This is a genomic window from Pseudomonas sp. EpS/L25 (assembly GCF_001512295.1).
In the GTDB taxonomy this organism is placed as follows: domain Bacteria; phylum Pseudomonadota; class Gammaproteobacteria; order Pseudomonadales; family Pseudomonadaceae; genus Chryseomonas.
This window is the reverse complement of sequence record NZ_LNUP01000011.1, coordinates 565,781-587,654: the sequence shown is the minus strand read 5'-3', so window position 1 is coordinate 587,654 and position 21,874 is coordinate 565,781. Positions and strand designations below refer to the sequence as shown.

General features: G+C 65.3%; 17 protein-coding genes. 8 read left to right on the top strand and 9 right to left on the bottom strand.

Features of this window, described 5'->3' with window-relative positions:
* Positions 1-52: 52 nt before the first annotated feature.
* From AR540_RS11735 to ku, 6 genes are all read right to left on the bottom strand, one after another.
* Positions 53-709: a glycosyltransferase gene (locus AR540_RS11735; protein WP_059229097.1), complete on the bottom strand. Its 657-nt coding sequence runs from the start codon at positions 707-709 to the stop codon at positions 53-55.
* Positions 706-1,293, bottom strand: a complete 588-nt coding sequence (locus AR540_RS11730; protein WP_065242543.1) for a class I SAM-dependent methyltransferase — start codon at positions 1,291-1,293, stop codon at positions 706-708. The genes AR540_RS11735 and AR540_RS11730 overlap by 4 nt, the downstream gene beginning before the upstream one ends.
* An 8-nt stretch (positions 1,294-1,301) precedes the next feature.
* A complete protein-coding gene (locus AR540_RS11725; RefSeq protein ID WP_236712049.1) occupies positions 1,302-2,063 on the bottom strand; it encodes a PIG-L deacetylase family protein in 762 nt (253 codons plus the stop codon).
* Entirely contained in the window at positions 2,051-3,064 is a 1,014-nt protein-coding gene (locus AR540_RS11720) for an acyl-CoA dehydrogenase (RefSeq protein WP_442963780.1), read from the bottom strand. The genes AR540_RS11725 and AR540_RS11720 overlap by 13 nt, the downstream gene beginning before the upstream one ends.
* Positions 3,065-3,180: 116 nt before the next feature.
* Complete coding sequence (gene ligD / locus AR540_RS11715) at positions 3,181-5,742, bottom strand: DNA ligase D (RefSeq protein WP_059229092.1); 2,562 nt, start codon at positions 5,740-5,742, stop codon at positions 3,181-3,183.
* A gap of 11 nt (positions 5,743-5,753) precedes the next feature.
* The gene (gene ku, locus AR540_RS11710; protein ID WP_059229090.1) at positions 5,754-6,623 is read right to left on the bottom strand and encodes a non-homologous end joining protein Ku; all 870 of its coding nucleotides are present in this window, start codon (positions 6,621-6,623) and stop codon (positions 5,754-5,756) included.
* A gap of 143 nt (positions 6,624-6,766) precedes the next feature.
* On the opposite strand from ku, the gene AR540_RS11705 reads away from it, so the two are divergent.
* The 7 genes from AR540_RS11705 to AR540_RS11675 all read left to right on the top strand — a co-directional run bounded on the left by AR540_RS11705 (position 6,767) and on the right by AR540_RS11675 (position 18,720).
* A complete protein-coding gene (locus AR540_RS11705; RefSeq protein ID WP_059229088.1) occupies positions 6,767-7,756 on the top strand; it encodes an XdhC family protein in 990 nt (329 codons plus the stop codon).
* A 2-nt stretch (positions 7,757-7,758) separates the two neighbouring features.
* Positions 7,759-8,916 (top strand): nicotinamide-nucleotide amidohydrolase family protein, encoded by a 1,158-nt coding sequence (locus AR540_RS26280; RefSeq protein ID WP_082706980.1) that lies wholly within the window; start codon positions 7,759-7,761, stop codon positions 8,914-8,916.
* A complete protein-coding gene (nadE, locus tag AR540_RS11695; protein WP_059229086.1) occupies positions 8,913-9,740 on the top strand; it encodes an ammonia-dependent NAD(+) synthetase in 828 nt (275 codons plus the stop codon). The genes AR540_RS26280 and nadE overlap by 4 nt, the downstream gene beginning before the upstream one ends.
* Positions 9,741-10,217: 477 nt before the next feature.
* Positions 10,218-12,221 (top strand): alpha-1,4-glucan--maltose-1-phosphate maltosyltransferase, encoded by a 2,004-nt coding sequence (locus AR540_RS11690; RefSeq protein ID WP_059229084.1) that lies wholly within the window; start codon positions 10,218-10,220, stop codon positions 12,219-12,221.
* A gap of 139 nt (positions 12,222-12,360) precedes the next feature.
* Entirely contained in the window at positions 12,361-15,687 is a 3,327-nt protein-coding gene (gene treS / locus AR540_RS11685) for a maltose alpha-D-glucosyltransferase (RefSeq protein WP_059229082.1), read from the top strand.
* A complete protein-coding gene (gene glgB, locus AR540_RS11680) occupies positions 15,684-17,903 on the top strand; it encodes a 1,4-alpha-glucan branching protein GlgB (RefSeq protein ID WP_059229080.1) in 2,220 nt (739 codons plus the stop codon). The genes treS and glgB overlap by 4 nt, the downstream gene beginning before the upstream one ends.
* Positions 17,904-17,994: 91 nt before the next feature.
* Positions 17,995-18,720 carry a polysaccharide lyase family 7 protein gene (locus AR540_RS11675; protein WP_059229077.1) on the top strand — a complete coding sequence of 242 codons (726 nt, stop codon included), beginning with the start codon at positions 17,995-17,997 and terminating at the stop codon, positions 18,718-18,720.
* A gap of 6 nt (positions 18,721-18,726) precedes the next feature.
* Here AR540_RS11675 and AR540_RS11670 read toward each other — a convergent pair whose 3' ends face one another.
* Genes AR540_RS11670 through AR540_RS11660 form a run of 3 tightly spaced genes read right to left on the bottom strand, consistent with a single transcriptional unit; the run spans position 18,727 to position 21,718 of the window.
* Positions 18,727-19,773: a lysylphosphatidylglycerol synthase transmembrane domain-containing protein gene (locus AR540_RS11670; RefSeq protein ID WP_059229075.1), complete on the bottom strand. Its 1,047-nt coding sequence runs from the start codon at positions 19,771-19,773 to the stop codon at positions 18,727-18,729.
* Positions 19,770-21,017 carry a cardiolipin synthase ClsB gene (clsB, locus tag AR540_RS11665; RefSeq protein WP_059229073.1) on the bottom strand — a complete coding sequence of 416 codons (1,248 nt, stop codon included), beginning with the start codon at positions 21,015-21,017 and terminating at the stop codon, positions 19,770-19,772. Before clsB ends, AR540_RS11670 begins: the two co-directional genes overlap by 4 nt.
* Entirely contained in the window at positions 21,014-21,718 is a 705-nt protein-coding gene (locus tag AR540_RS11660; protein WP_201786110.1) for an endonuclease/exonuclease/phosphatase family protein, read from the bottom strand. The genes clsB and AR540_RS11660 overlap by 4 nt, the downstream gene beginning before the upstream one ends.
* Between AR540_RS11660 and AR540_RS11655 the strand changes: the two genes are divergently transcribed.
* A partial coding sequence (locus AR540_RS11655) for an endonuclease/exonuclease/phosphatase family protein (RefSeq protein ID WP_442963787.1) occupies positions 21,624-21,874 on the top strand: 251 nt, incomplete at its 3' end. The two genes, AR540_RS11660 and AR540_RS11655, sit on opposite strands and share 95 nt — an antisense overlap.

The following is a 21,874-nucleotide window of genomic DNA, read 5'->3' as shown; positions in this document are numbered from 1 at the left end:
ATGGCGGCGATTGGATATGCCAGGCTCGTGAGGTGTTGCCAGGCACGGTACGCTAGGCAGTGGCGCCGAGCAGGCTCAGGTAGTCACCGAAGCCGCCGCGGGCGCGACAGTCCAGTCGTGAACTGGTGCGTACCCGGACGCTGTTGCTCCAGGCGATGTCGGCGCCATCGGCCTTGAGTGCCGCCACCAGGCTGACGTCTTCGTTCGCCGCCATGGCGGGGAAGCCGCCGGCGCGCAGATAGGCTGCGGTGGCGATGCCGAAGTTGGCGCCATGGATGTGCTGGTGGCCTTCACGGTCATGGTAGGCCGCTTCGTAACGGGCGCGCAGGCTGGGTGAGTGCGGGGTCCAGTCGTCCACTTCCACCACGCCGCACACGGCGTCGGCGCCATAGGCCAGTTGCGCGGCCAGCCAATCGGGCGCGACTTCGGAATCCGCATCGGTACAGGCCAGCCAGCGGGCGTCGCGCTGGATCAGGTGAGCGGCCCCCGTCGCGCGGGTCATGCCCACATTACAGGCCCAGACTTCCAGCACGGTCACCGGCAGGTGCCGGACGATCTCGGCTGTGCCATCGGTGCAGCTGTCGAGCACGATGACGATTTCCACGTCCTCCCCCTGCAAGGCGGGATGCCGGGCTGCGCGAAGCACCGACAGCAGGCAGCGTTCGACGTGTTGCTCTTCGTTATGGGCGGGTATCACGACACCTATCATAGAAGCTGCTCCCGGCGGGCGACGGAGGTGGGGTCGGAGGACCAGAGGGTCAGGGCGAAATCGGTTTCTTCGAGGTGACTCAGGCGATGGAGGCCGGGCAGGGCAGCGAGGCGTTCATGCACCTCGTCACCGGTCAGGACGCAGCCATCGATGGGGTGCCGCCAGTGACAGCCGAGCAAGACGCCGCCGGGCAGCAGGGCACGTCGGGCGCTTTCCAGCAGGGCATCAAGGTCGACCGCGCCCAGGTAGTAGCCGATCTCGCTGATGACGATTAGATCGAAGGTGCCGCTCGGCCACTCCTCCGGCAGCAGCAGGTGACGGACCTCGACATGGCTCTGGTCGGCCAGTCGGGCGCTGGCCGTGGCCACCGCGGTGGCGTTGCCATCGCTAACCAGCAACTGGTCGCAGCGCTCGGCCAGGCGCCGGGAAAGCTCGCCGGTAGAACAGCCCGGCTCGTAACCCCTGGCGTAGCGTCGGTGGGGCAGGCTGGCGAGGGTGAGGTCACGCTTGCGCGCTTCGTACCAGCGGTGCCGGTAATCCCAGGGATCGGTGCTGTTGGCGTAGAGCGAGTCGAAGTAGCTCATGGAGACGGTCACAGCAGGTAGACCTCCCAGGCGCGAGTGAGGCGGGCGACCACCGGGGGCGGCAGGATGGGGCCCTGGCCGGTGCTGGCATCCGCACTCAGCTGGCTACCGAAGGCGTTCACCGCCTGCTTCTTCAGTGCCAGCACCTCTTCATCGAGATTCAGGCGATGCGCGCGTTCCCAGGGCACCCGCGCATCGCCGGGCGTGGCCCAGTGCCAGGTCCAGATCGGTACTTCGATGCAGCGGGCGCCGCGTTGCTGGCAGGCCGCGAGGGTCGCACGGCCGGTGGCTTCGTGATCGGGATGACCATCCAGGCGCCAGGTGACGAAGACCACGTCCTGTGGCGTGAGGACATCCAGCAGGCGCTGCGTCAGCGCCTCTTCCTGCTCGCTGACCTGGCCATCGGGGATCGCCAGGCGCGTCACGGTAGCCCGTTCCAGACGCAGCCGGCGCAAGGCTTCGCGGGTCTCCAGCGGCCGGGTGTTGCGCAGCCGGCTGGCAGGCCAGAGGCTGGAATGCGGATGGCTGCCATCGCCATCGGTGACCGCCACCAGGGCGAGCCGCCGGCCGAGTTCGCCGAGCAGATGGAGCACGCCACCGCAGCCGAGAATCTCGTCGTCTGGATGGGGGGCGACGACCACCGCACGGTGACCGGCCGGGACGAGTTGCGCAGCCCCGATTTCGACCATGTTGGAAAAACCCGCCCACTGGGCCCAGGCTTCGGGCGTGGTGCCCGCACCTTCGATCTGGCGATCCCCTACAGTTGCCAAGGTGCACCCTCCAGCAGATTGAGATCACCCAGCACGGCCAGGTCCCGTTCGGCATGGCTCTGGCGCAGGTAGACGGGCAGGTCGGCCATGTGGCGCGCGCAGTAGGCATCGCGACACAGGGGCGCGGCGCCGAACGCCCGACCGGTATGGCGGATGACGATTTCGGCGCATTGCTCGACCAAGGCGCGCAACTGGCAGATGGGGTAGCGGGCGTCGGCCTCGGGATTGCGGTCGATCCACTCCGCCGCCTGACGCAGAGCGGTCGCCGCACCCAACAGGGCGGCGTCCACGTGGCCCAGATGGGCCAGGGCGTGGGGTTCGCGATGGCGCTTGCAGTAGGCGCGCAGGGTGTTGGCCAGCGCGGTCGCCGAGCCGTACCAGCAGGCGGCGATACCGCCGCCCCCGTGCCAGAAGCCCGGACGATGCAGATAGCGACCGGGCGCGCCGACCAGGACGCCGGCGGCACCATCGAAGAGGACGTCGACGCTGCCGGTGGCCTGCATGCCGATGGCACGCCAGCCATCCTGGGTAACTTCGACGCCCGGCTGGTTCAGCTCCACCGCCACCAGCATCGGATGATCGTCCATCCAGGCGGTGACCAGGGCATGGCTGACCAGGGAGGCACCCGAGCACCAGGACTTGCGCCCGTGCAGGGTGACCATGCTGTCGGCGCCGTAGCGTACCAACAGGCGAGCATCCGGCGGCTCGGCGGCCCAGACGCCCCACAGACTCGCGGGCGGCGGTACGAAACCATCCAGTTCGCTGAGGATAGCGAGGGCATCGGTGTGGCCTTCGTAGAGTTTGACCAGGCCAAGATCGTGATTGGCTACCTTGGTCAGGGCGCGCCAACGCTCCAGGGTCTGCCCCTGGCCTGGCAGCGGCAGGCGGTCGAGACCGCGCTGATTGAGAATATGGAGGCGGTGCTGCAGCAGTGCTGGGGTGACCTCGTCATAGGCCCACTCGTCGAGGGTGTCCTGCAGGCTGTCCAGATCGATCGACATCGGTTCCATCCCGTGGCTGGCGACGGCGCCATCCACGATGGCGCTCGTTAGTGCAGACCATGGGGACCGACGGCGGGTTTCGCTTAGCCGATACGTTGGCGACGGCAGGTGTGGTCTCAGCCCACGCCCAGTCGCTTGCGTCGTGTTGCGGTGAGGCTCTGGCGCACCCCGGCGTAGCCGGCCCAGGGATCGTCCTTGAGCCCTTCGATACGGGCCAACAGGGTGTCGAAGTGCCACTGGTCGCTTCGTTCCAGTCGTTCCAGCTCGGCACGAGCGATGGGCACCGATACGCCCAGATGCGGGCGGGCGCGCAGCGAGAAGGCACTGACCGTGGTGGCGCCGTGGCGATTGCGCAGGTAGTCGACGAAGATGCGGCCCTGGCGATTCTGTTCCCCCATCTTGGCGACGAAGACCTTGGGCAGGGTATTGGCCAGATGCTGCGCCGCCGCCTGGGCGAAGGCCTTGACGGTATCCCAGTCGTGGCGACGTTCCAGGGGCACCACCAGGTGCAGCCCACGACCGCCGCTGGTCTTGACGAAGGCTTGCAGGTCCAGCTCGTCGAGCAGGGTCAGGACCAGGTGGGTGGCCTCGAGCAGGCGCGCCCAAGGCAGCTTGGGATCGGGATCGAGATCAAGAATGAAGCGATCAGGCCGCTCGATACGGTCGGCGGTGGCGTTCCAGGTATGTAGCTCCACCGTGCCCATCTGGGCCGCGCCGACGAGGGCATCGCGGCTGTCGATGGCCATCAAGGGGGCATGGCCCGGGTCCAGCGCGGGGTCGAGTTCGCGGATGTGGGGAATTGCCAGGGTTTGCTTGTGCTTCTGGAATATCTGCTCGCCGGCGATGCCGTCGGGCGTGCGCACCAGGGCTACGGGCCGGTTGGCCAGGTGCGGCAGCAGCCAGTCCGCCACGGCCGCGTAGTAGCGCGCCACATCCAGCTTGCTGGCACCACTGGCTTCGTCGATGACCCGCTGCGGATGGCTGATGCGTACGCCGGCCACCTCGGCGTCCTGCTGCCTGCCAGCGGATTTGCGCCTGGCGGAGGCGGTAGGTCGCTCGGCCGCCTGGGCCGGCTGGGCGCGTTCGAGGCCGATCTCGCGGGCGGGCTTGTCGTCACGCAGGCCATGGAACACGCCCTGGCGAACGATAAGGTCCTCGGTCAGCTCGGCATAGGCGATCTCGCATAGCTGCTCGGGCTTGAGCCAGGTCACCTGGCGATAGGCAGCGCCCCTGGGCGGATTCGCTACGGGCGGCTTGGCGACGATGAGCGGCTGGAAGCGTGCGTGGAGTTCCGCGAGGGTCGCCGCCGTGAAGCCGGTTCCGACCTTGCCGGCATAGCGCAGGCGCCCCTGGTCGTCATGCAGGGCCACCAGCAGGGCGCCCAGGTGCTGGCGACCGCCCTTGGGCGGGGTGTAGCCGATGATGACGAACTCCTGGCGGTGAGCGCACTTGAGCTTGATCCAGTCCTTGTTACGCCGGGAGCGATAGGGGCTGCCGAGACGCTTGCCGATCACGCCTTCCAGGCCCAGTTCGCAGGCACTGGCGAGGATGCGATCGGCCGGGACCTCAAAGGCCTCGGAGAAGCGCAGCAGGTCGCTGTCATTGCGTTCTTCCAGCAGCGTGCCGAGCAGTTCCCGACGTTGTTCGAGCGGCAGCTCGCGCAGGTCGGCACCGTTCAAATAGGGCACGTCGAACAGGTAATAGTGGATACGGCTGGCCTTGCCGGTCTCGAAGGCGTTCTGCAGTGCCTGGAAACGGGAAACGCCACGCTCGTCGGTCACCACGATCTCGCCGTCCAGCCAGGCGTTCTCCAGGCCTAGCGCGGCCAGGGCCTGGCCCTGTTCGGGTAGGCGTGTGGTCCAGTCGTTGCCACTGCGGGTGAAGAGATGGACTTCGCCGTCCACGATGCGAGCCAACAGCCGATAGCCGTCGTACTTCACCTCGTACAGCCAGTTTCCGGCAGGTGGGCTGTCGACCAGGGTCGCCAGTTGGGCGTCCAGGCTGTCGGGTGGCTTGGCCTTGCGCGCCTTGGCCGTACGCTTGCGAGCCGGCACCTGGGTGGTCTCCGGCTTGGCGACCGTCTGGGTTCTCCTGCCGGTGTCCAGGCGCGGCAGGGTCTTGTCGCTCAACACGCTGTCGGGCTCGGCGACGGTGACCTCGTAGTCGGCGCTGTCTCGTGCTTCGTCGTCGCGCTCCTTGATCAGCAGCCACTGGGTCTTGTCGCCATTGCCCTTCAGGCGCGTGCGAACCAGGGTCCAGTGACCGTGGAGCTTCTCGCCCCGGAGTTCGAACTTGAGCTTGCCGGCCGCATAGGCCGCGGTGGCGTCACCCTCGGCCTGCCATTCACCGCGATCCCAGACGATGACGTCGCCCGCACCGTACTGGCCCTCGGGTATGCTGCCTTCGAAGCTGCCGTAGGCAAGGGGATGATCCTCCACCTGCACCGCCAGGCGTTTCTCGCCGGGATCGAGGCTGGGCCCCTTGGGCACCGCCCAGCTCTTGAGGGTGCCATCCAGTTCCAGGCGAAAGTCGTAGTGCAGTCTGCGGGCGTCGTGCTTCTGGATGACGAAGCTTGCGCCGCCCTTGGCCTTGCGCCTGGCTGGGCTGCCATCGTCGCGGGGTTCGGCGGTGATGGCGAAGTTGCGCTTGCGGCTGTACTCGCTGGTGGAACGGGCCATGGCGGCGATCCTCACTTGGCCTTGCGTGGGCGGCTGGCGGTCGAGCTACGGCGGCTGGTACTGGCGCGGCTGGCGGTCTTGCCCTTGGCCGATGCCTTGCCCTTGCCGCCCAGACTGCGCTGGAGCAGTTCGGTGAGATCGATGACCTCGGCACCGCTGTCCTCGGCCGCAGGCTCTGCGGTGACGGCTTCGAGCTTGCCGTCCTTGAGCTTGCGCTCGACTAGGGCCATGACGTTGTCCTTGAAGGTGTCGTGGTACTGGGCCGGGTCCCATTTTTCGGTCATGTCGTCCACCAGGCGCTGGGCCATGTCCACTTCCTTCTTGGTCACCTTGGCGCCCAGGCCGTCCAGGCCCACGTCTTCCGCGGAGCGGACCTCGTCGGCCCAGCGCAGGGTGTTCAGCACCAGGGCATCGCCCAGTGGCATGATCACCGCGAGATGCTGCTTGGTATGCATCACCAGGTTGGCCACGCCGACCTTGCCGGCGGCGCTCAGGGTGTCACGCAGCAGGGCATAGACCTTCTCGCCGTTCTTGTCCGGCGACAGATAGTAGGGCTTCTCGAAGTGCAGGATGGAAATCTCCCGCGCCTCGACGAAGGCGAGGATGTCGATGGTGCGGGTCGCTTCGGGCAGGGCGCCGTGGATCTCGTCGTCGCTGAGCACCACGTACTGGCCCTTGCCGTGCTCGATGCCCTTGACGATGTGTTCGCTGGGCACTTCCTTGCCGGTGCTCTTGTTGATGCGTTTGTAGCCGACCGGGTCCAGGCTGCGGTCGTCCAGCCAGTCGAAGTCGAGCCCCGAGGGCCGGGTCGCGGAAACGACGGAAACGGGGATGTGCACCAGGCCGAAGCTGACGGCGCCTTTCCAGATCGAACGGGGCATGGGCGTGCTCCAGGAGGGTTGTCTGCTATGGATAGGCCAGCGATCCTCGGGGTTCCGCCTCAGGGAACCCCGCTCCGCCGTCGGGTTCTACCCCCGAAGCGGCGATTTCGCCAACGCGGGTGCAGGGTAGAGAGGAGCAAGGCGTGGACAGTGTCGATCAAGAGGTATTGCGCACCGCCCTGGCCTGGCGCCAGGCCGGGCAGGGCGTGAGCCTGTTCACCGTGGTGCAGACCTGGGGCAGCTCGCCGCGTCCGCCGGGTGCGATGCTGGCGCTGAGGGACGATGGCCAGGTGTGCGGTTCGGTGTCCGGTGGCTGCATCGAGGACGATCTCATCGCCCGTCTGCACGCTGGTCACTTCGCCGGTGAGCGCCCAGAGGTCATCACCTATGGCGTCTCGGGCGACGAAGCCGCACGCTTCGGCCTGCCCTGTGGCGGCACCCTACGCCTGGTACAGGAGCGCGTCGAGGACTGGCACTGGCTGGCGCAGTTGCTGCAGCGCTGTGACGACCATGAGCTGGCGTTGCGCGAGCTGGATCTGGCCACCGGCGAGGTGCGGATCTCTCCGGCGACCCAGGACGAGCCCGTCTCGTTGGACGGCCGACGGCTGCGCCTGGTCCATGGTCCGCGCTGGCGCCTGCTGCTGATCGGCGCCGGGCAGCTCTCGCTGTACGTGGCCGACATGGCCGCCATGCTCGATTTCGAGGTGCTGGTCTGCGACCCCCGCGAGGAATTCCGCCTGGGTTGGGCCTCGCGCCAGGCACGTTTCATCCCCGGCATGCCGGACGATGCCGTGCTGGCGATCCGCCCCGACGAACGCACGGCCGTGGTGGCCCTGACCCATGATCCGCGGCTGGACGACCTGGCGCTGTTGACGGCGCTGCAATCGGACGCCTTCTACGTCGGTGCCCTGGGGTCGCTGCGCAACAACGACAGGCGCCGCGAAAGACTGCTGCAATTGGAGCTGCCGGTGGCGGCCATCAACCGCCTGCATGGGCCCATCGGCCTGCACATCGGCAGCCATACGCCGCCGGAAATCGCCTTGTCGTTGCTGGCCGAGGTGGTGGCGGTCAAGAACGGCATTGCCCTGACCCAGAAGAAACGTGCCCTGATGGCGGTGGAGCAGGTCGCCTGAGCATGGCGGCGATCCAGGTCCTGATCCTGGCCGCCGGTGCGGGCCAGCGCTTTCGCGCCGCCGGTGGGGGAGACAAGCTCCAGGCGCTGCTACCGGGGACTCCTGGGCTGAGCGTCCTGCGGTCGACCCTGAGAACCTGGAAGGCCACCGGCTTGCCGTGCCTGGCGGTGGTATCCACCGCTGCGCCCTGGCGGGCCGAGCTGGCCCGCGAGGAGGGCGTGGACGTCCTGAGCCTGGCCACTACCGGCATGGGCGACAGCCTGGCGGCGGCCGTCCAGGCGACCGGGAATGCCGCCGGCTGGCTGGTCGCCCTGGGTGACATGCCCTTCGTGACGACGACTACCGCGCACCTGTTGCTGGATCACCTTCGGCCCGAGCGCATCGTCGTGCCGGTTCATCGGGGACGGCGTGGACACCCGGTGCTCTTTGGTCGGAATTATGCCGCTGCGCTGACTGCCCTCGGCGGCGACGAGGGAGCGAAACGGCTGCTGCGCCTGGATTCGGTGCTAGAGCTGGAGGTGGCGGATGCCGGTATCCATCGGGACATCGACACCCCGGCCGACTTGGGAAATCCGGCGGCGGCAGGCACCGAACTTCCGCAAAACGCCGCTCTTCCAACGGGGGTGAAGACCCTCTGTTGGAAGACGTCCATGAACGATATCGAATCCATGCTGGACTATCTCAAGACCCGCGAACTGCAACTGACCACCGCGGAGTCCTGCACCGCGGGCAAGGTTGTCGGCCTGCTGTCGGAGATCCCCGGCAGCGGCAGCTGCATCGAGTCCGGCTACGTCGTCTATTCCCCCGAGGCCAAGCAGCGCCTACTGGGGGTGAAGCCGGAAACCATCGAGCGCTACAACCTCACCAGTGAAGCCGTGGCCCGGGAGATGGCCGCAGGAGCGCTGCGCGACAGTCCGGCGCAGATCGCCATCGCCAACACCGGCCTGGCCGGCCCGGACGATGCCGACGGCATCCCGGCGGGAACCGTCTGCTTCGCCTGGGGCTTTCGGGTCGGTGACGACATCGTGCTCTATGCCGAGACTCGGCATTTCCCCGGCGACCGTGAAGCCGTCCAGCTGGCTGCCGCACGCCACAGCCTGGGCGCCGTGGTGGCCTATCATCAACGTCTCGAACGCGAATCCAAGGAGAATGCCCGATGACCGACGACGTCCTTCAGCGCGACATCATCCAGGCCCTGCAGGTACCTGAGCACTTCGATCCGGCCGGCGAGGCGGAGCGGCGCATCCTGTTCCTTAAGGATTACCTGCTCGAGAGTCGCCAGGAAAGCTACGTGCTGGGCATCAGTGGCGGGGTGGATTCCTCTACCGCCGGTCGCCTGGCACAACTGGCCGTGGAACGCGCCCGGCAGGAGAGCGGCAATGCCCGGCTGAGATTCATCGCCATGCGTCTGCCCTATGGCGTGCAACGTGACGAGGAGGATGCCCAGCGCGCCCTGCAATTCATCCAGCCCGACGAGACCCACACGGTCAATATCAAGCCAGCCAGCGATGCCATGCTCGCCTCGGTGCGGGAAGCGCGGGTGGCCTTCGACGACGAGCTGCACGAAGACTTCACCCTGGGCAACATCAAGGCGCGCCAGCGCATGATCGCCCAGTACGCCGTGGCGGGTGCACGGCGTGGGTTGGTGATAGGTACCGATCACGCGGCGGAAGCCCTGATGGGCTTCTACACCAAGTTCGGCGACGGCGCCTGTGACCTGACTCCGTTGCATGGCCTCAACAAGCGCAGGGTGCGTGCCATTGCCGAATGGCTGGGGGCGCCGGATGCCCTGGTGCACAAGGTGCCCACCGCAGACCTCGAGTCCCTGTCGCCAGGCAAGGCGGACGAGGACGCCTTTGGCATCACCTACGCCGAGATCGATGATTTCCTCGAAGGCAAGACCGTGAGCCCGGCGACACGGGAGATTATCCTCAATACCTACAGACGTAGCGCTCATAAGCGTGATCTTCCCTATACGCCTTAGCTTTATTATCAAAGGCTTAGCGTCTTCTTTGCAGGTCGATTATCACGCAATCATTCGTTCTACAGATGCGGCTGGTGATACATCGAGAAATGCCCGGCGGCGGTGCCAGGTAGGATAATTGACGTTAATAAAATCGCCTAAGCTACTGATTTTTCGGCTTTTATCGATATTAATGAGGATTGTCACCCACTGTCCGAACGCTGAACTTTTGTTCAGCCCCAAGGCTCAGACTCTTTCAGACACACCCGCGCATGCCCGTCTCGTGAGGGGCTTAGGCGGCTGCTGGACCAAGGCGTTTCCGACGGCGCCAGGCTTTCCGCTGTGCAGCCTTGGCAGAGCGTTCCAAAGCGCCAAGCGCTTGGATTGGCCGGATAGCGCCAGGCAGCAGCGGGATCATGATCAGGATCGCAGCGTCATGGCGCTGCGGTCCCTTCACGTGTTCCAACGTTCACGCGTCTCAAGATGGAGTCAGGCTCGATGTCGAACACCGATCTCCCCGGTTCTTTTTCCACCCTTTCCCTTGATCCCGCTACTGCTGCCCAGACGCCGCGCATCGCCATCGAAGCGGTCACGCCGGCGGTCGACAACGGACAGTTCGCGGCCAAGGGCATCGCCGGCAAGGTCGTCGAGGTCACCGCCAAGATCTTCGCCGATGGCCACGACAAGCTGGCCGCCGCCATCCTTTGGCGCCGCGAAGGCGAGGAGGACTGGCAGCAGGCACCGCTGGTGCTGGAAACCAACGACCTCTGGCGCGGGCAGTTCACGCCGCCGTCAGTGGGGCGCTATGAATTCGTGGTGCAGGCCTGGTGGGACGTCTGGGGTACCTATCGTTACGAGATCGAGAAAAAGCATGCCGCCGCTGTGCCGCTGAACCTGGAACTGCAGGAAGGGCGTATCCATGTGGAGCAGGCGCTGTCCCGCGCCGAAGGCGAGCAGCGCGGTCCGCTGGAAGCGCTGTTGCAGCGCCTGGATCAGGCCGGCAGCGAGGGTGACAAGGTCGCCGTCCTGCTGGCTAGCGAGGCGAGCCAGGCCATGGCGCCGGTGGATGCCTATGTTCACCTGACCCATAGCATCGAGTACCCGCTGGACATCGAACGGCTGCGCGCCGAGTTCGCCAGCTGGTACGAACTCTTTCCTCGTTCCATCACCGACGATCCCCAGCGCCATGGCACCTTCCGCAATGTCATTGGCGAATTGCCGCGCGTACGCGACATGGGCTTCGACGTGCTCTATTTCCCGCCGATCCATCCGATCGGCCTGGCGCATCGCAAGGGCAAGAACAACACCCTGGGCGCCGGTGCCGACCAGCCCGGCAGCCCCTATGCCATCGGTAGCCCGGATGGCGGTCACGATGCCGTGCATCCCGAGCTGGGCACTCTCGAAGATTTCCGCGCCCTGGTTGCTGCCGCTGCGGATCATGGCCTGGAGATTGCCCTGGACTTCGCCATCCAGTGCTCGCCCGATCACCCCTGGCTCAAGGAACATCCGGGCTGGTTCTCCTGGCGGCCCGACGGCTCCATGCGCTACGCCGAGAATCCGCCGAAGAAGTATCAGGACATCGTCAACGTCGACTTCTATGCCAAGGACGCCATCCCGGACCTCTGGCTGGCGCTGCGAGACGTGGTTTGGCACTGGGTGGAGCAGGGCGTGAAGATCTTCCGCGTCGACAACCCCCATACCAAGCCGCTGCCGTTCTGGGAATGGCTGATCGCCGATATCCGCGGCCGTGACGCCGACGTCATGTTCCTCGCCGAAGCCTTCACCAAGCCGGCGATGATGGCGCGCCTGGGCAAGGTGGGCTACAGCCAGAGCTACACCTACTTCACCTGGCGCAATACCAAGGCCGAGCTGACCGAATACTTCACCCAGCTCAACGAGGCGCCGCTGCGCGACTGCTACCGGCCGAATTTCTTCGTTAACACCCCGGACATCAATCCGGCTTTCCTGCAGACCAGTGGCCGACCCGGCTTCCTGATCCGCGCGGCCCTAGCCACCATGGGTTCCGGTCTCTGGGGCATGTACGCCGGCTTCGAACTCTGCGAGGGCGCGCCGCTCACGCCGGGCAAGGAGGAGTACCTGGATTCGGAGAAGTACGAGCTGCGGCCGCGCGACTTCTACGCGCCAGGCAACATCATGGCGGAGATCGCCCAGCTAAACCGTATCCGCCGGCAGAACCCCGCTCTGCAGACCCACCTGGGACTGAAGATCTACAACTGCTGGAACGACCACATCCTCTACTTCGGCAAGCGTACCGACGACCTGGGCAACTTCGTCCTGGTCGCCATCAACCTGGATCCCTTCAATGCCCAGGAAGGTCATTTCGAGCTGCCCCTATGGGAGCTGGGGCTCGACGACCACGCCACCACCCACGGCGAGGACCTGATGACCGGCCACCGCTGGGCCTGGCACGGCAAGACCCAATGGACGCGTCTGGAGCCCGCGATGCCCTTCGGCATCTGGCGCATCCAGCCGGCCCATTGACGCTATGACCAGGCGGACCGGGCGGCGTGGAGCAGGGCAGAGCCCTGTGCTGGCGCCGTCCGGCTTCCTTCTTACCCCCAGCCGCCCGAGCGGCCGGTGCATGCCTTCGATTCGAACGCCCTGTTAAGGAACAGACGACATGGCAAAACCCAATAAAGCTCGTTCCCGCAAACCTGCCGCCTTCATCGACGATCCGCTGTGGTACAAGGACGCGGTCATCTACCAGGTGCACGTGAAGTCCTTCTTCGACTCCAACAACGACGGCATCGGCGATTTCCCCGGCCTGATCGACAAGCTGGACTACATCGCCAGCCTGGGCGTGAACACCATCTGGCTGCTGCCGTTCTATCCGTCCCCGCGCCGCGACGATGGCTACGACATCGCCGAGTACCGCGGCATCCACCCCGACTACGGCACCATGGCCGATGCCAAGCGCTTCATCGCCGAGGCCCACGCTCGGGGTCTGCGGGTGATCACCGAGCTGGTCATCAACCATACCTCCGACCAGCACCCCTGGTTCCAGCGCGCCCGCCGTGCCAAGAAGGGCTCGGCCGCGCGCAATTTCTACGTCTGGTCCGATGACGACCAGAAGTACGACGGCACCCGCATCATCTTCCTCGACACCGAGAAGTCCAACTGGACCTGGGACCCGGTCGCCGGCCAATACTTCTGGCACCGCTTCTATTCGCACCAGCCGGATCTGAACTTCGACAATCCGCAGGTCATGAAGGCGGTCATCTCCATCATGAGGTACTGGCTGGACATGGGCGTCGATGGCCTGCGCCTGGACGCCATTCCCTACCTGGTGGAGCGCGACGGCACCAACAACGAGAACCTGCCCGAGACCCATGCGGTGCTCAAGCAGATCCGTGCCGAAATCGACGCCAACTACCCGGACCGCATGCTGCTGGCCGAGGCCAACCAGTGGCCGGAAGACACCCAGCTGTACTTCGGCGATGGCGACGAGTGCCACATGGCCTTCCACTTCCCGCTGATGCCGCGCATGTACATGGCCATCGCCCAGGAAGACCGCTTCCCCATCACCGACATCCTGCGCCAGACCCCGGAAATCCCGCCGAACTGCCAGTGGTCGATCTTCCTGCGCAACCACGACGAACTGACCCTGGAGATGGTGACCGACCGCGAACGGGACTATCTCTGGAACTACTACGCCTCGGACCGCCGCGCGCGTATCAACCTGGGCATCCGCCGGCGCCTGGCGCCGCTGCTGGAGCGTGACCGTCGCCGCATCGAACTGCTCAACAGCCTGCTGCTGTCCATGCCCGGCACTCCGACGCTGTACTACGGTGACGAGATCGGCATGGGTGACAACATCCACCTGGGCGACCGCGACGGCGTACGGACGCCGATGCAGTGGTCGGTCGACCGCAACGGCGGCTTCTCTCGCGCCGATCCAGCCAGCCTGGTATTGCCGTCGATCATGGACCCGCTCTACGGCTACCAGGCGATCAACGTCGAGGCCCAGTCCCGCGATCCGCACTCGCTGCTCAACTGGACGCGGCGCATGCTCGCCGTGCGCAAGCAGCAGAAGGCCTTCGGCCGCGGCACCCTGAAGATGCTGTCGCCTACCAACAGGCGCATCCTGGCCTACCTGCGGGACTTCACCAATGCCCAGGGCGAGCACGAGACCATTCTCTGCGTCGCCAATGTCTCCCGCGCCGCCCAGGCGGTGGAGCTGGACCTGTCCAGCTTCGTCGGCCAGGTGCCGGTGGAGATGATCGGCGGCAGTGCCTTCCCGCCCATCGGCCAACTGCCCTACATGCTGACCCTGCCGCCTTATGGCTTCTACTGGTTCTACCTGGCCGGCAACGAGCAGATGCCCGCCTGGCACACCGAGCCGCCGGCTCCGATGCCCGACTACCAGACGGTGGTCATCAAGCGCAACCTGCAGGAACTGCTCGATGGCGAACCGCGGCGCATCTTCGAAGAGGTGCTGCCGGTCTATCTGCCCAAGCGTCGCTGGTTCGGCTCCAAGGACGAGGCCATCGCCAGCGTGCGCCTGGACTACGCCGCCCAGATCAATACGCCCAAGCTGCCGGTGATGTTCAGCGAAGTGGTGGTGACCAACGCCAAGGGCGAGGAGCGCTATGCCCTGCCGCTCGGCTTCCTCGCCGAGGAAGACCAGCACTGCAGTCCGCTGGCTACCCAGCTGGCCATCTCGCGGATCCGCCACGTGCGGCGCGTGGGCCTGGTCACCGATGCCTTCGCCCTCACCAGCTTCGTTCACGGGGTGTTCGATGCCTTCCGCAAGGGCGCCAGGATCGCTTCGCCAGCGGGTGAGCTGAGCTTCGAGGTCTACGACGACACCGATTTCACGCTGGATCCCGAGGTCGAGATCAAGCACCTGGGGGTGGAGCAGTCCAACAGCTCGCTGATCGTCGGCGATCACCTGATGCTCAAGCTGATCCGCAAGGTGGCACCGGGCATCCATCCCGAGGTGGAGATGGGTCGCTTCCTGGCCCAGGCCGGGTTCGCCAATATTGCCGCTACCCATGCCGTGGCCCAGCGTATCGCGCCGGATGGCACCCCCCATGTGCTGATGCTGGTGCAGGAGCACATCCACAACCAGGGCGATGCCTGGAAATGGAGCCTGGATACCCTGGATCGCGTCACCCGCGATCTGCTCAGCGGTGGTATCTCGGGAGTGGAGAACGAGTTCACCGCCATGGGCGACCTCATCGCCTTCGCCGGGGTCCTGGGCAAGCGTCTCGGCGAGATGCATCTCGTCCTGGCCCAGCCCACCAGTGACCCGGCCTTCGCGCCCGAGAAGGTGGATGCCAAGGCGGCCAAGGCCCTGGCGCAGCGGGTCCGCCAGCAGGTGGACGGTGCCCTGGATACGTTGCAAGGCATGCGTGACCAGCTGGATGTCACCAGTCAGCAACTGCTCGAAGGCCTGGTCGGCAAGCGCGCCGCCCTGGCCAAGCGCATCGAAGCCCTGGCCGGGGACGTGGCCGGCGGGTTGCGTATCCGTGTCCACGGCGACTTGCACCTGGGTCAGGTGCTGGTGGCCCAGGACGATGCCATCCTCATCGACTTCGAAGGCGAGCCGGCGCGGTCGCTGGAAGAGCGCCGCGGCAAGTACGGCCCGCACAAGGACGTCGCCGGAGTGCTGCGCTCCTTCGACTACGCGGCGGCCATGGTCACCCAATCCAGCAATGCCGGCGCCGACACCTCGGAAGAGCACCTGCGCCTGCGGGCCCAGGCTGCGGAGACCTATCGCACCTCGTCCTACGCGGCCTTCCTGGACGCCTACCGCGCTGCTGCGGCCGATATCGGCCACAAGTGGGGCGAGCGTGGCGAACAGGCGGCGCTGGATCTCTACTGCCTGGAAAAGGCGGTGTATGAGATAGGCTACGAAGCCGCCAATCGACCCACCTGGATCAACATTCCGCTACGTGGCGTCGCTGCCATCGTCGAGACCCTCTTGTCTGGAGCCCGCGCATGACCGATCACATCACCGCCCCCTTCGTCCCCCTGGACGACGCCCGGCTCTCGGCCGCGGAGGCCGAGTCGCTGGCACGTGGCGAGCACGGCAATCCCTTCGCCATCCTCGGCCCCCATGCCGACGGCGACGGGGTGATCGTCCGCGCCTTCCTGCCCAACGCCCTGGGCGTCGAACTCGTCGACCGCATGAGCGGCCGTTCCCTGGCCCAGATGCAGCCCGGGCGCGTGCCCGGATTGTTCATCGCGCGGCTGGACTACGCCGCGCCCTACAAGCTGGTCATCCGCTGGCCGAGCGGGGTACAGGAGACCGAGGATCCCTACTCCTTCGACCTGCTGCTGGGCGAGACCGATCTTTATCTGTTCAACGAAGGACGCCACCGTAACCTCGGCGAGACCTTCGGTGCCCAGCGCTGCCAGGTCGACGGGGTGGAAGGCGTGCGCTTCGCCGTCTGGGCGCCCAACGCCCGGCGGGTATCGGTGGTGGGCGACTTCAACTCCTGGGATGGGCGCCGCCTGCCCATGCGTCTGCGCGCCAACAGCGGGGTCTGGGAGCTGTTCGTCCCGCGCCTGCCGGTCGGCACCGCCTACAAGTACGAGATCCTCGGCCAGCACGGCGTGCTACCGCTCAAGGCCGATCCCATTGCGCTGGCCGCGGAGCTGCCGCCGCGCACCGCGTCCGTGGTGGCCGACAACAAGCCCTTCACCTGGCACGACCAGGACTGGATGGCCCATCGGCGCGAACGCCAGGGCGTGGAAGCGCCGCTGTCCATCTATGAGCTGCATGCCGGCTCCTGGCGTCGCGAGGGGGGCGATGAGGGCCGTCTCTACAATTGGCGCGAGCTCGCCCAGCACCTGATTCCCTACATCCGCGAGATGGGATTCACCCACATCGAGCTGCTGCCGATCATGGAGCACCCCTTCAGTGGCTCCTGGGGCTACCAGCCGCTCGGCCAATTCGCGCCCACCTCGCGCTTCGGCACGCCGGCCGATTTCGCCGCCTTCGTCGACGCCTGCCACCAGGCCGACATCGGCGTCATCCTCGATTGGGTACCGGCGCATTTCCCCACCGACGAACACGGCCTGGCCCGCTTCGACGGTACTGCACTCTACGAATACGAGCATCCCTACGAGGGCTTCCACCAGGACTGGAACACCTACATCTACAACCTGGGTCGTCACGAGGTGCATGGCTTCATGCTGGCCTCGGCCATGCATTGGCTGAAGCACTTCCATATCGATGGCCTGCGGGTGGATGCGGTGGCATCCATGCTCTATCGCGACTATTCGCGCAAGCAGGGCGAGTGGATTCCCAATGTCCATGGCGGGCGTGAGAACCTGGAGACCATCGCCTTCCTGCGCCACCTCAACGAGGTGGTCCACGAAGAGGCGCCCGGTGCCCTGGTCATCGCCGAGGAATCCACCGCCTGGCCGGGCGTCAGCGCACCGACGAGCGAAGGCGGGCTGGGCTTCGACTTCAAGTGGAACATGGGCTGGATGCACGACAGCCTGCACTACGTGGAAGAGGATCCGGTCTATCGGCAGTATCACCACCACCAGATGACCTTCGGCCTGGTCTATGCCTGGTCCGAGCGTTTCGTGCTGCCCATCTCCCACGACGAGGTGGTGCACGGCAAGGGCTCGTTGATAGAGAAGATGCCGGGTGACATCTGGCAGAAATTCGCCAACCTGCGTAACTACCTCAGCTTCATGTGGACCCATCCGGGCAAGAAGCTGCTGTTCATGGGCTGCGAGTTCGGCCAGTGGCGGGAGTGGAGCCATGACCGTGAGCTGGACTGGTTCCTGCTCGAACACGGTACCCACAGTGGCGTGAAGCGGTTGCTGGCGGATCTGAACCATCTCTATCGCCACGAACCGGCCCTGCATCAGCGCGATCACCTGCCCGAGGGCTTCGACTGGGTCGTAGGCGACGACAACGGCAACAGCGTCTTCGCCTGGCTACGCAAGGATGCCCAGCAGCGTCCGCTGCTGGTGATCGCCAACTTCACCCCGGTTCCACGACATGATTACCGGGTGGGCGTGCCGTCCCTGGGCCACTGGCAGGAGATCTTCAACAGCGATGCCGAGCGCTACGGCGGCTCCAACCTGGGCAACGGTGGTGGCGTTGCCGCCGAGGAAATTGCCGCCCATGGCCAGCCGGCGTCGCTGAACCTGCAGTTGCCGCCACTCGGCCTGCTGGTGTTCAAGCCACACGGCTGATCGCCCTAGAAGCGCCCGGGACAGGCGCGTCACGCTGACAGCATCGCCGAACTGCGCGATGCTTGTCAGGCGTCTGGCAACCGAGAACCCCATGATCGATCTCGCCGAATGGAATCTGACGGTACCTGTGCCCTTGCCCGTGGCCCAGGTAACCACCGCCGAGCTGAACAGCAGCAATTTCCGCAGCCTCTATCTCTACCGGGGTGAGGGCGGTTCCCTGGTGTTCTGGGTTCCGGTCACCGGCACCCCGCAGGCCTTCTACGACTATCCCGCCACCGAGCTGCGGGAAACCCGGCCCGACGGCAGTGCCTATTCCTGGAAGTATCGCGAGGCCGATGCCCTGTTGCAGGCCGAGGCCGCCGTGCAGCAGGTGCCCTCGCGGCCCGAAGTCATCCTCAGCCAGATCGAGGATCAGTCCAGTGCACCGCTGAAACCGGCCGAGGCCCTGTTGCAACTGGTCTACCAGGTGGACAGCGCGATGACCGACAAGGGCCAGGAGCTAGGCAAGCTGATCGCCCGTCTGCGAGAAAGTCCGGACGACAACCCCAAGGACGTGATCCTGTTGGAACGCCTGCCGCTGGCCAGTCGCTTCAGTTACGACATCAAGCTGGCCCGCAACGGCGTCCTCACCGTGCGCGCCCACGGCGCAGGTTCTCGTACCGGTGATCTAGGTCTGCAGCTGGACAGCGCCTGGAGCAGCCACCACCTGTATTTCAAGGCTGGCGCCCGGCTGCGCGACGCCGAGGGGCCTGCCAGCGAAGGCGGGAAGGTGCAGTTCTATCGGCTGATCTCAATGCACCAACCCAACAATCGCTGATTGCCGTCAGTGGCTGTTGGCTTCCTGTTGCTTGCGTTCTTCGCGCCGGTCATTGCTTACCTTGAGCTTCTTGGCGCGGCCTTCCAAGCCGAAGTAGAGCACCGCCGCGATCAGCAACGGGATGATGAAATACAGCGTCCGATAGCCAAGCAGGGCGGCGATGATCTTGCCCTGGGACAGGCCATCGTTGGCCAGCAGGGCGATGAACACGGTTTCCAGGACGCCGACCCCGGCGGGGATATGGACGATCACCATGGCGATACTCGACAGCAGCAATACGCCCAATACGTGCAGGTAGTCCACCTGGCGGCCGAGGAATAGATAGACGATGGCGGCCATGGCCATCCAGTTGATCGAGGACACCAGCAGCTGCAGACAGGCCATGCGTAGCGAGGGCAGGGCGAGACGCTGTTTGCGTACCGTCCATTCGCGTTGTTTGGCGAAGGTACAGACCGCCAGATAGAAGACGATGAAGGCCAGCAGGCCGGCGCCGATCAGCCGCAGGGTGGTGTCGCCCACGAACCAGTTGGAGGGCATGTCCACCACGCCACTGACGAAGATGCCCCCGGCCAGCAGGATATAGCCCAGCCAGTTGGTGGCGATGCTCAGGGAAAAGATGCGGGTGATGGTGCCGCTGGAGAGCCCTAGCCGTGAATACAGCCGATACCTCATGCCGATGCCGCCGACCCAGGTACTCAGGGTGAGGGTGAAGGCATAGCAGATGAAGGACACCAGGAACACCTGGCGCTTGACCAGCTTGTGCCCGCAGTAGGCGCGGCCGATGAGGTCGTAGCAGCCGTACATGATGTACGAGAGCACGACGAGGCCGCCGGCCATGGCCAGGGTGGTCCACTGGTAGCCGGTAAAGACCTTCCAGACTTCGCCCCAGTCGACCTTGCGGGCATAGATCACCAAGAGCACCACCACCGCGATCAGGAACACCCAGGTCAGGATCTTCTTGGCCAGAACCCAGCCTTTGTTCTGCGGCTTGTCGGCGGCCTGCTGGCCTGCCTCCGCATCGGCGTGGTCCAGGGTGTCGCTGTGGCTGCTCATCGTTGGGGATACCTTGAGATCGAGGAATCGACCCGGTCCTGGGTTTCGAGCTCGGGCTGCACCGGCGGACTCACCAGTTCGATCTTGGGGGTGTGACCGGGCAGCCAGCCGACCCAGGCGGGGAAGTGGCGCAGGAAGTGAAAGACCAGCATCGTCTTGGCCAGGTGCCAATAGGTGCGCTTGGGCACCTTGCTGCTGTCGACGTGCTCGCAGTGATGCTGGATCAGGGTTTCCAGCCGACCACGCAATTCACGGTTGAAGGCATGGTCATGGAAGATCAGATTGCATTCGAGATTGAGTGACAGACTCAGGGGATCGAGATTGCTCGAACCCACGGTGGACCAGTGCTCGTCCATGGTCGCCACCTTGCCGTGCAGGGGCCGCAGGCAGTACTCGTAAATCTCCACACCGGCCTTGACCAGGTAGTTGTAGAGCATCTGGGCGCCCACCTTGACGATGGCCATGTCCGGTTCGCCCTGGACGATCAGCACTACCCGGACACCGCGTTGGGCGGCATTGCGCATTTCGCGCAGCAGGCGATAGCCAGGGAAGAAGTAGGCGTTGGCGATGACCACTTCGCGCTTGGCGTTGCGCAGCATCTCCAGATAGTGCTGCTCGATGTCGGCACGGTGCTGGTCGTTGTCGCGATAGACGAACAACGCCTGGGCGTTGCCCGGGTGACGATTGTCGGCCGGCTTCTGCGAGCGCTTGCCCCACCAGCGGTGGGTTTCCTCGGGAGAGTTGATCGCATCGCGGGCGAAGCGGTGGATGTCATCGACGATGGGGCCTTCGACTTCCACGGCGTAATCCTGCTTGGCCTCGGGCCCGAAATCCCCCAGGTGTTCGGCGGAATAGTTGATGCCACCGATGAAACCCAGGCGCGCATCCACCACCACGATCTTGCGGTGCAGGCGACGGAAGAGGTTGGTCCTCATGCCCATGACCAGCGGCCGCGGATCGTAGTAGCGAAAACGCACGCCCGCCTGGACCATCTCGTCGATGAAGTCCCGCGGCAGATCCGGGGAGCCATAGGCGTCCACGGTGATGTCCACCTGGACGCCGCGCTTGGCCGCGGCCACCAATTCCTGCTGCAGCGCTTTGCCGACCTTGTCGTAGAAGAGGATGAAGGTCTCGACGATGACCTCGCGCTCGGCCGCGCGGATCGCCTCGAAGACCCGGGGAAAGAAGTCCTCGCCGTTTTCCAGCAAGGCAATGCGGTTTCCGTCCCGCCATTCGAAGTTCATAGGTGGAAGTCCGCAGCCAGGGGCGCGTGGTCGGAGAGGTGCGACCACGGCTGATTGCCCAGCACCTGTGGGCGTCCGACGCTGACGTTGCGTGTGTAGATGCGGTCCAGGCAGAGCAGGGGGCGCTTGGCCGGAAAGGTCTTGGGCAGTCGCCCGGCGGTCTTCATGAACACTTCTTCCAGGCCTGCACCCTGGCCGAGGATATCGTTGGCCTTCTGCCGCCAGTCGTTGAAGTCCCCGGCCACGACGACAGGGGCGTCACTGGGCAGGGAATGGACGTGCTCGCAGATCAGCTTCATCTGCATCTGCCGGTGCTTTTCGCGCAATCCCAGGTGCACGCAGATCACGTGCAGGTCCAGCGCCTGATCTGGAATCCGCAGGACGCAATGCAGCATCCCGCGTTTTTCCGGACCGGCGATGGAAATGTCGAAGTTGTCGTAGCTGACGATGGGAAACTTCGACAGCACCGCATTACCGTGATGGCCGTCCGGGTAGACCGCATTGCGCCCATAGGCGAAGTCGGTCCACATGGAATCGGCCAGGAACTCATATTGCGGCGCCGCCGGCCAGTTCTCGAAGCGCAACGGGTGCTTTTCGTTCAAGGTCCTGACCATCAACACGCACAAGGGCTTCACCTCATTCAACCGCAAGTTCATCTTGCCGGAGTTGCGGGAGGCGGTGCGGACGGTGTCAGCGGACATTGTCTTCTTGCAGGAGGTACTGGGCACCCACGAAAAGCACCCGTTGCGCTTCGAGAACTGGCCGGCGGCGCCGCAATATGAGTTCCTGGCCGATTCCATGTGGACCGACTTCGCCTATGGGCGCAATGCGGTCTACCCGGACGGCCATCACGGTAA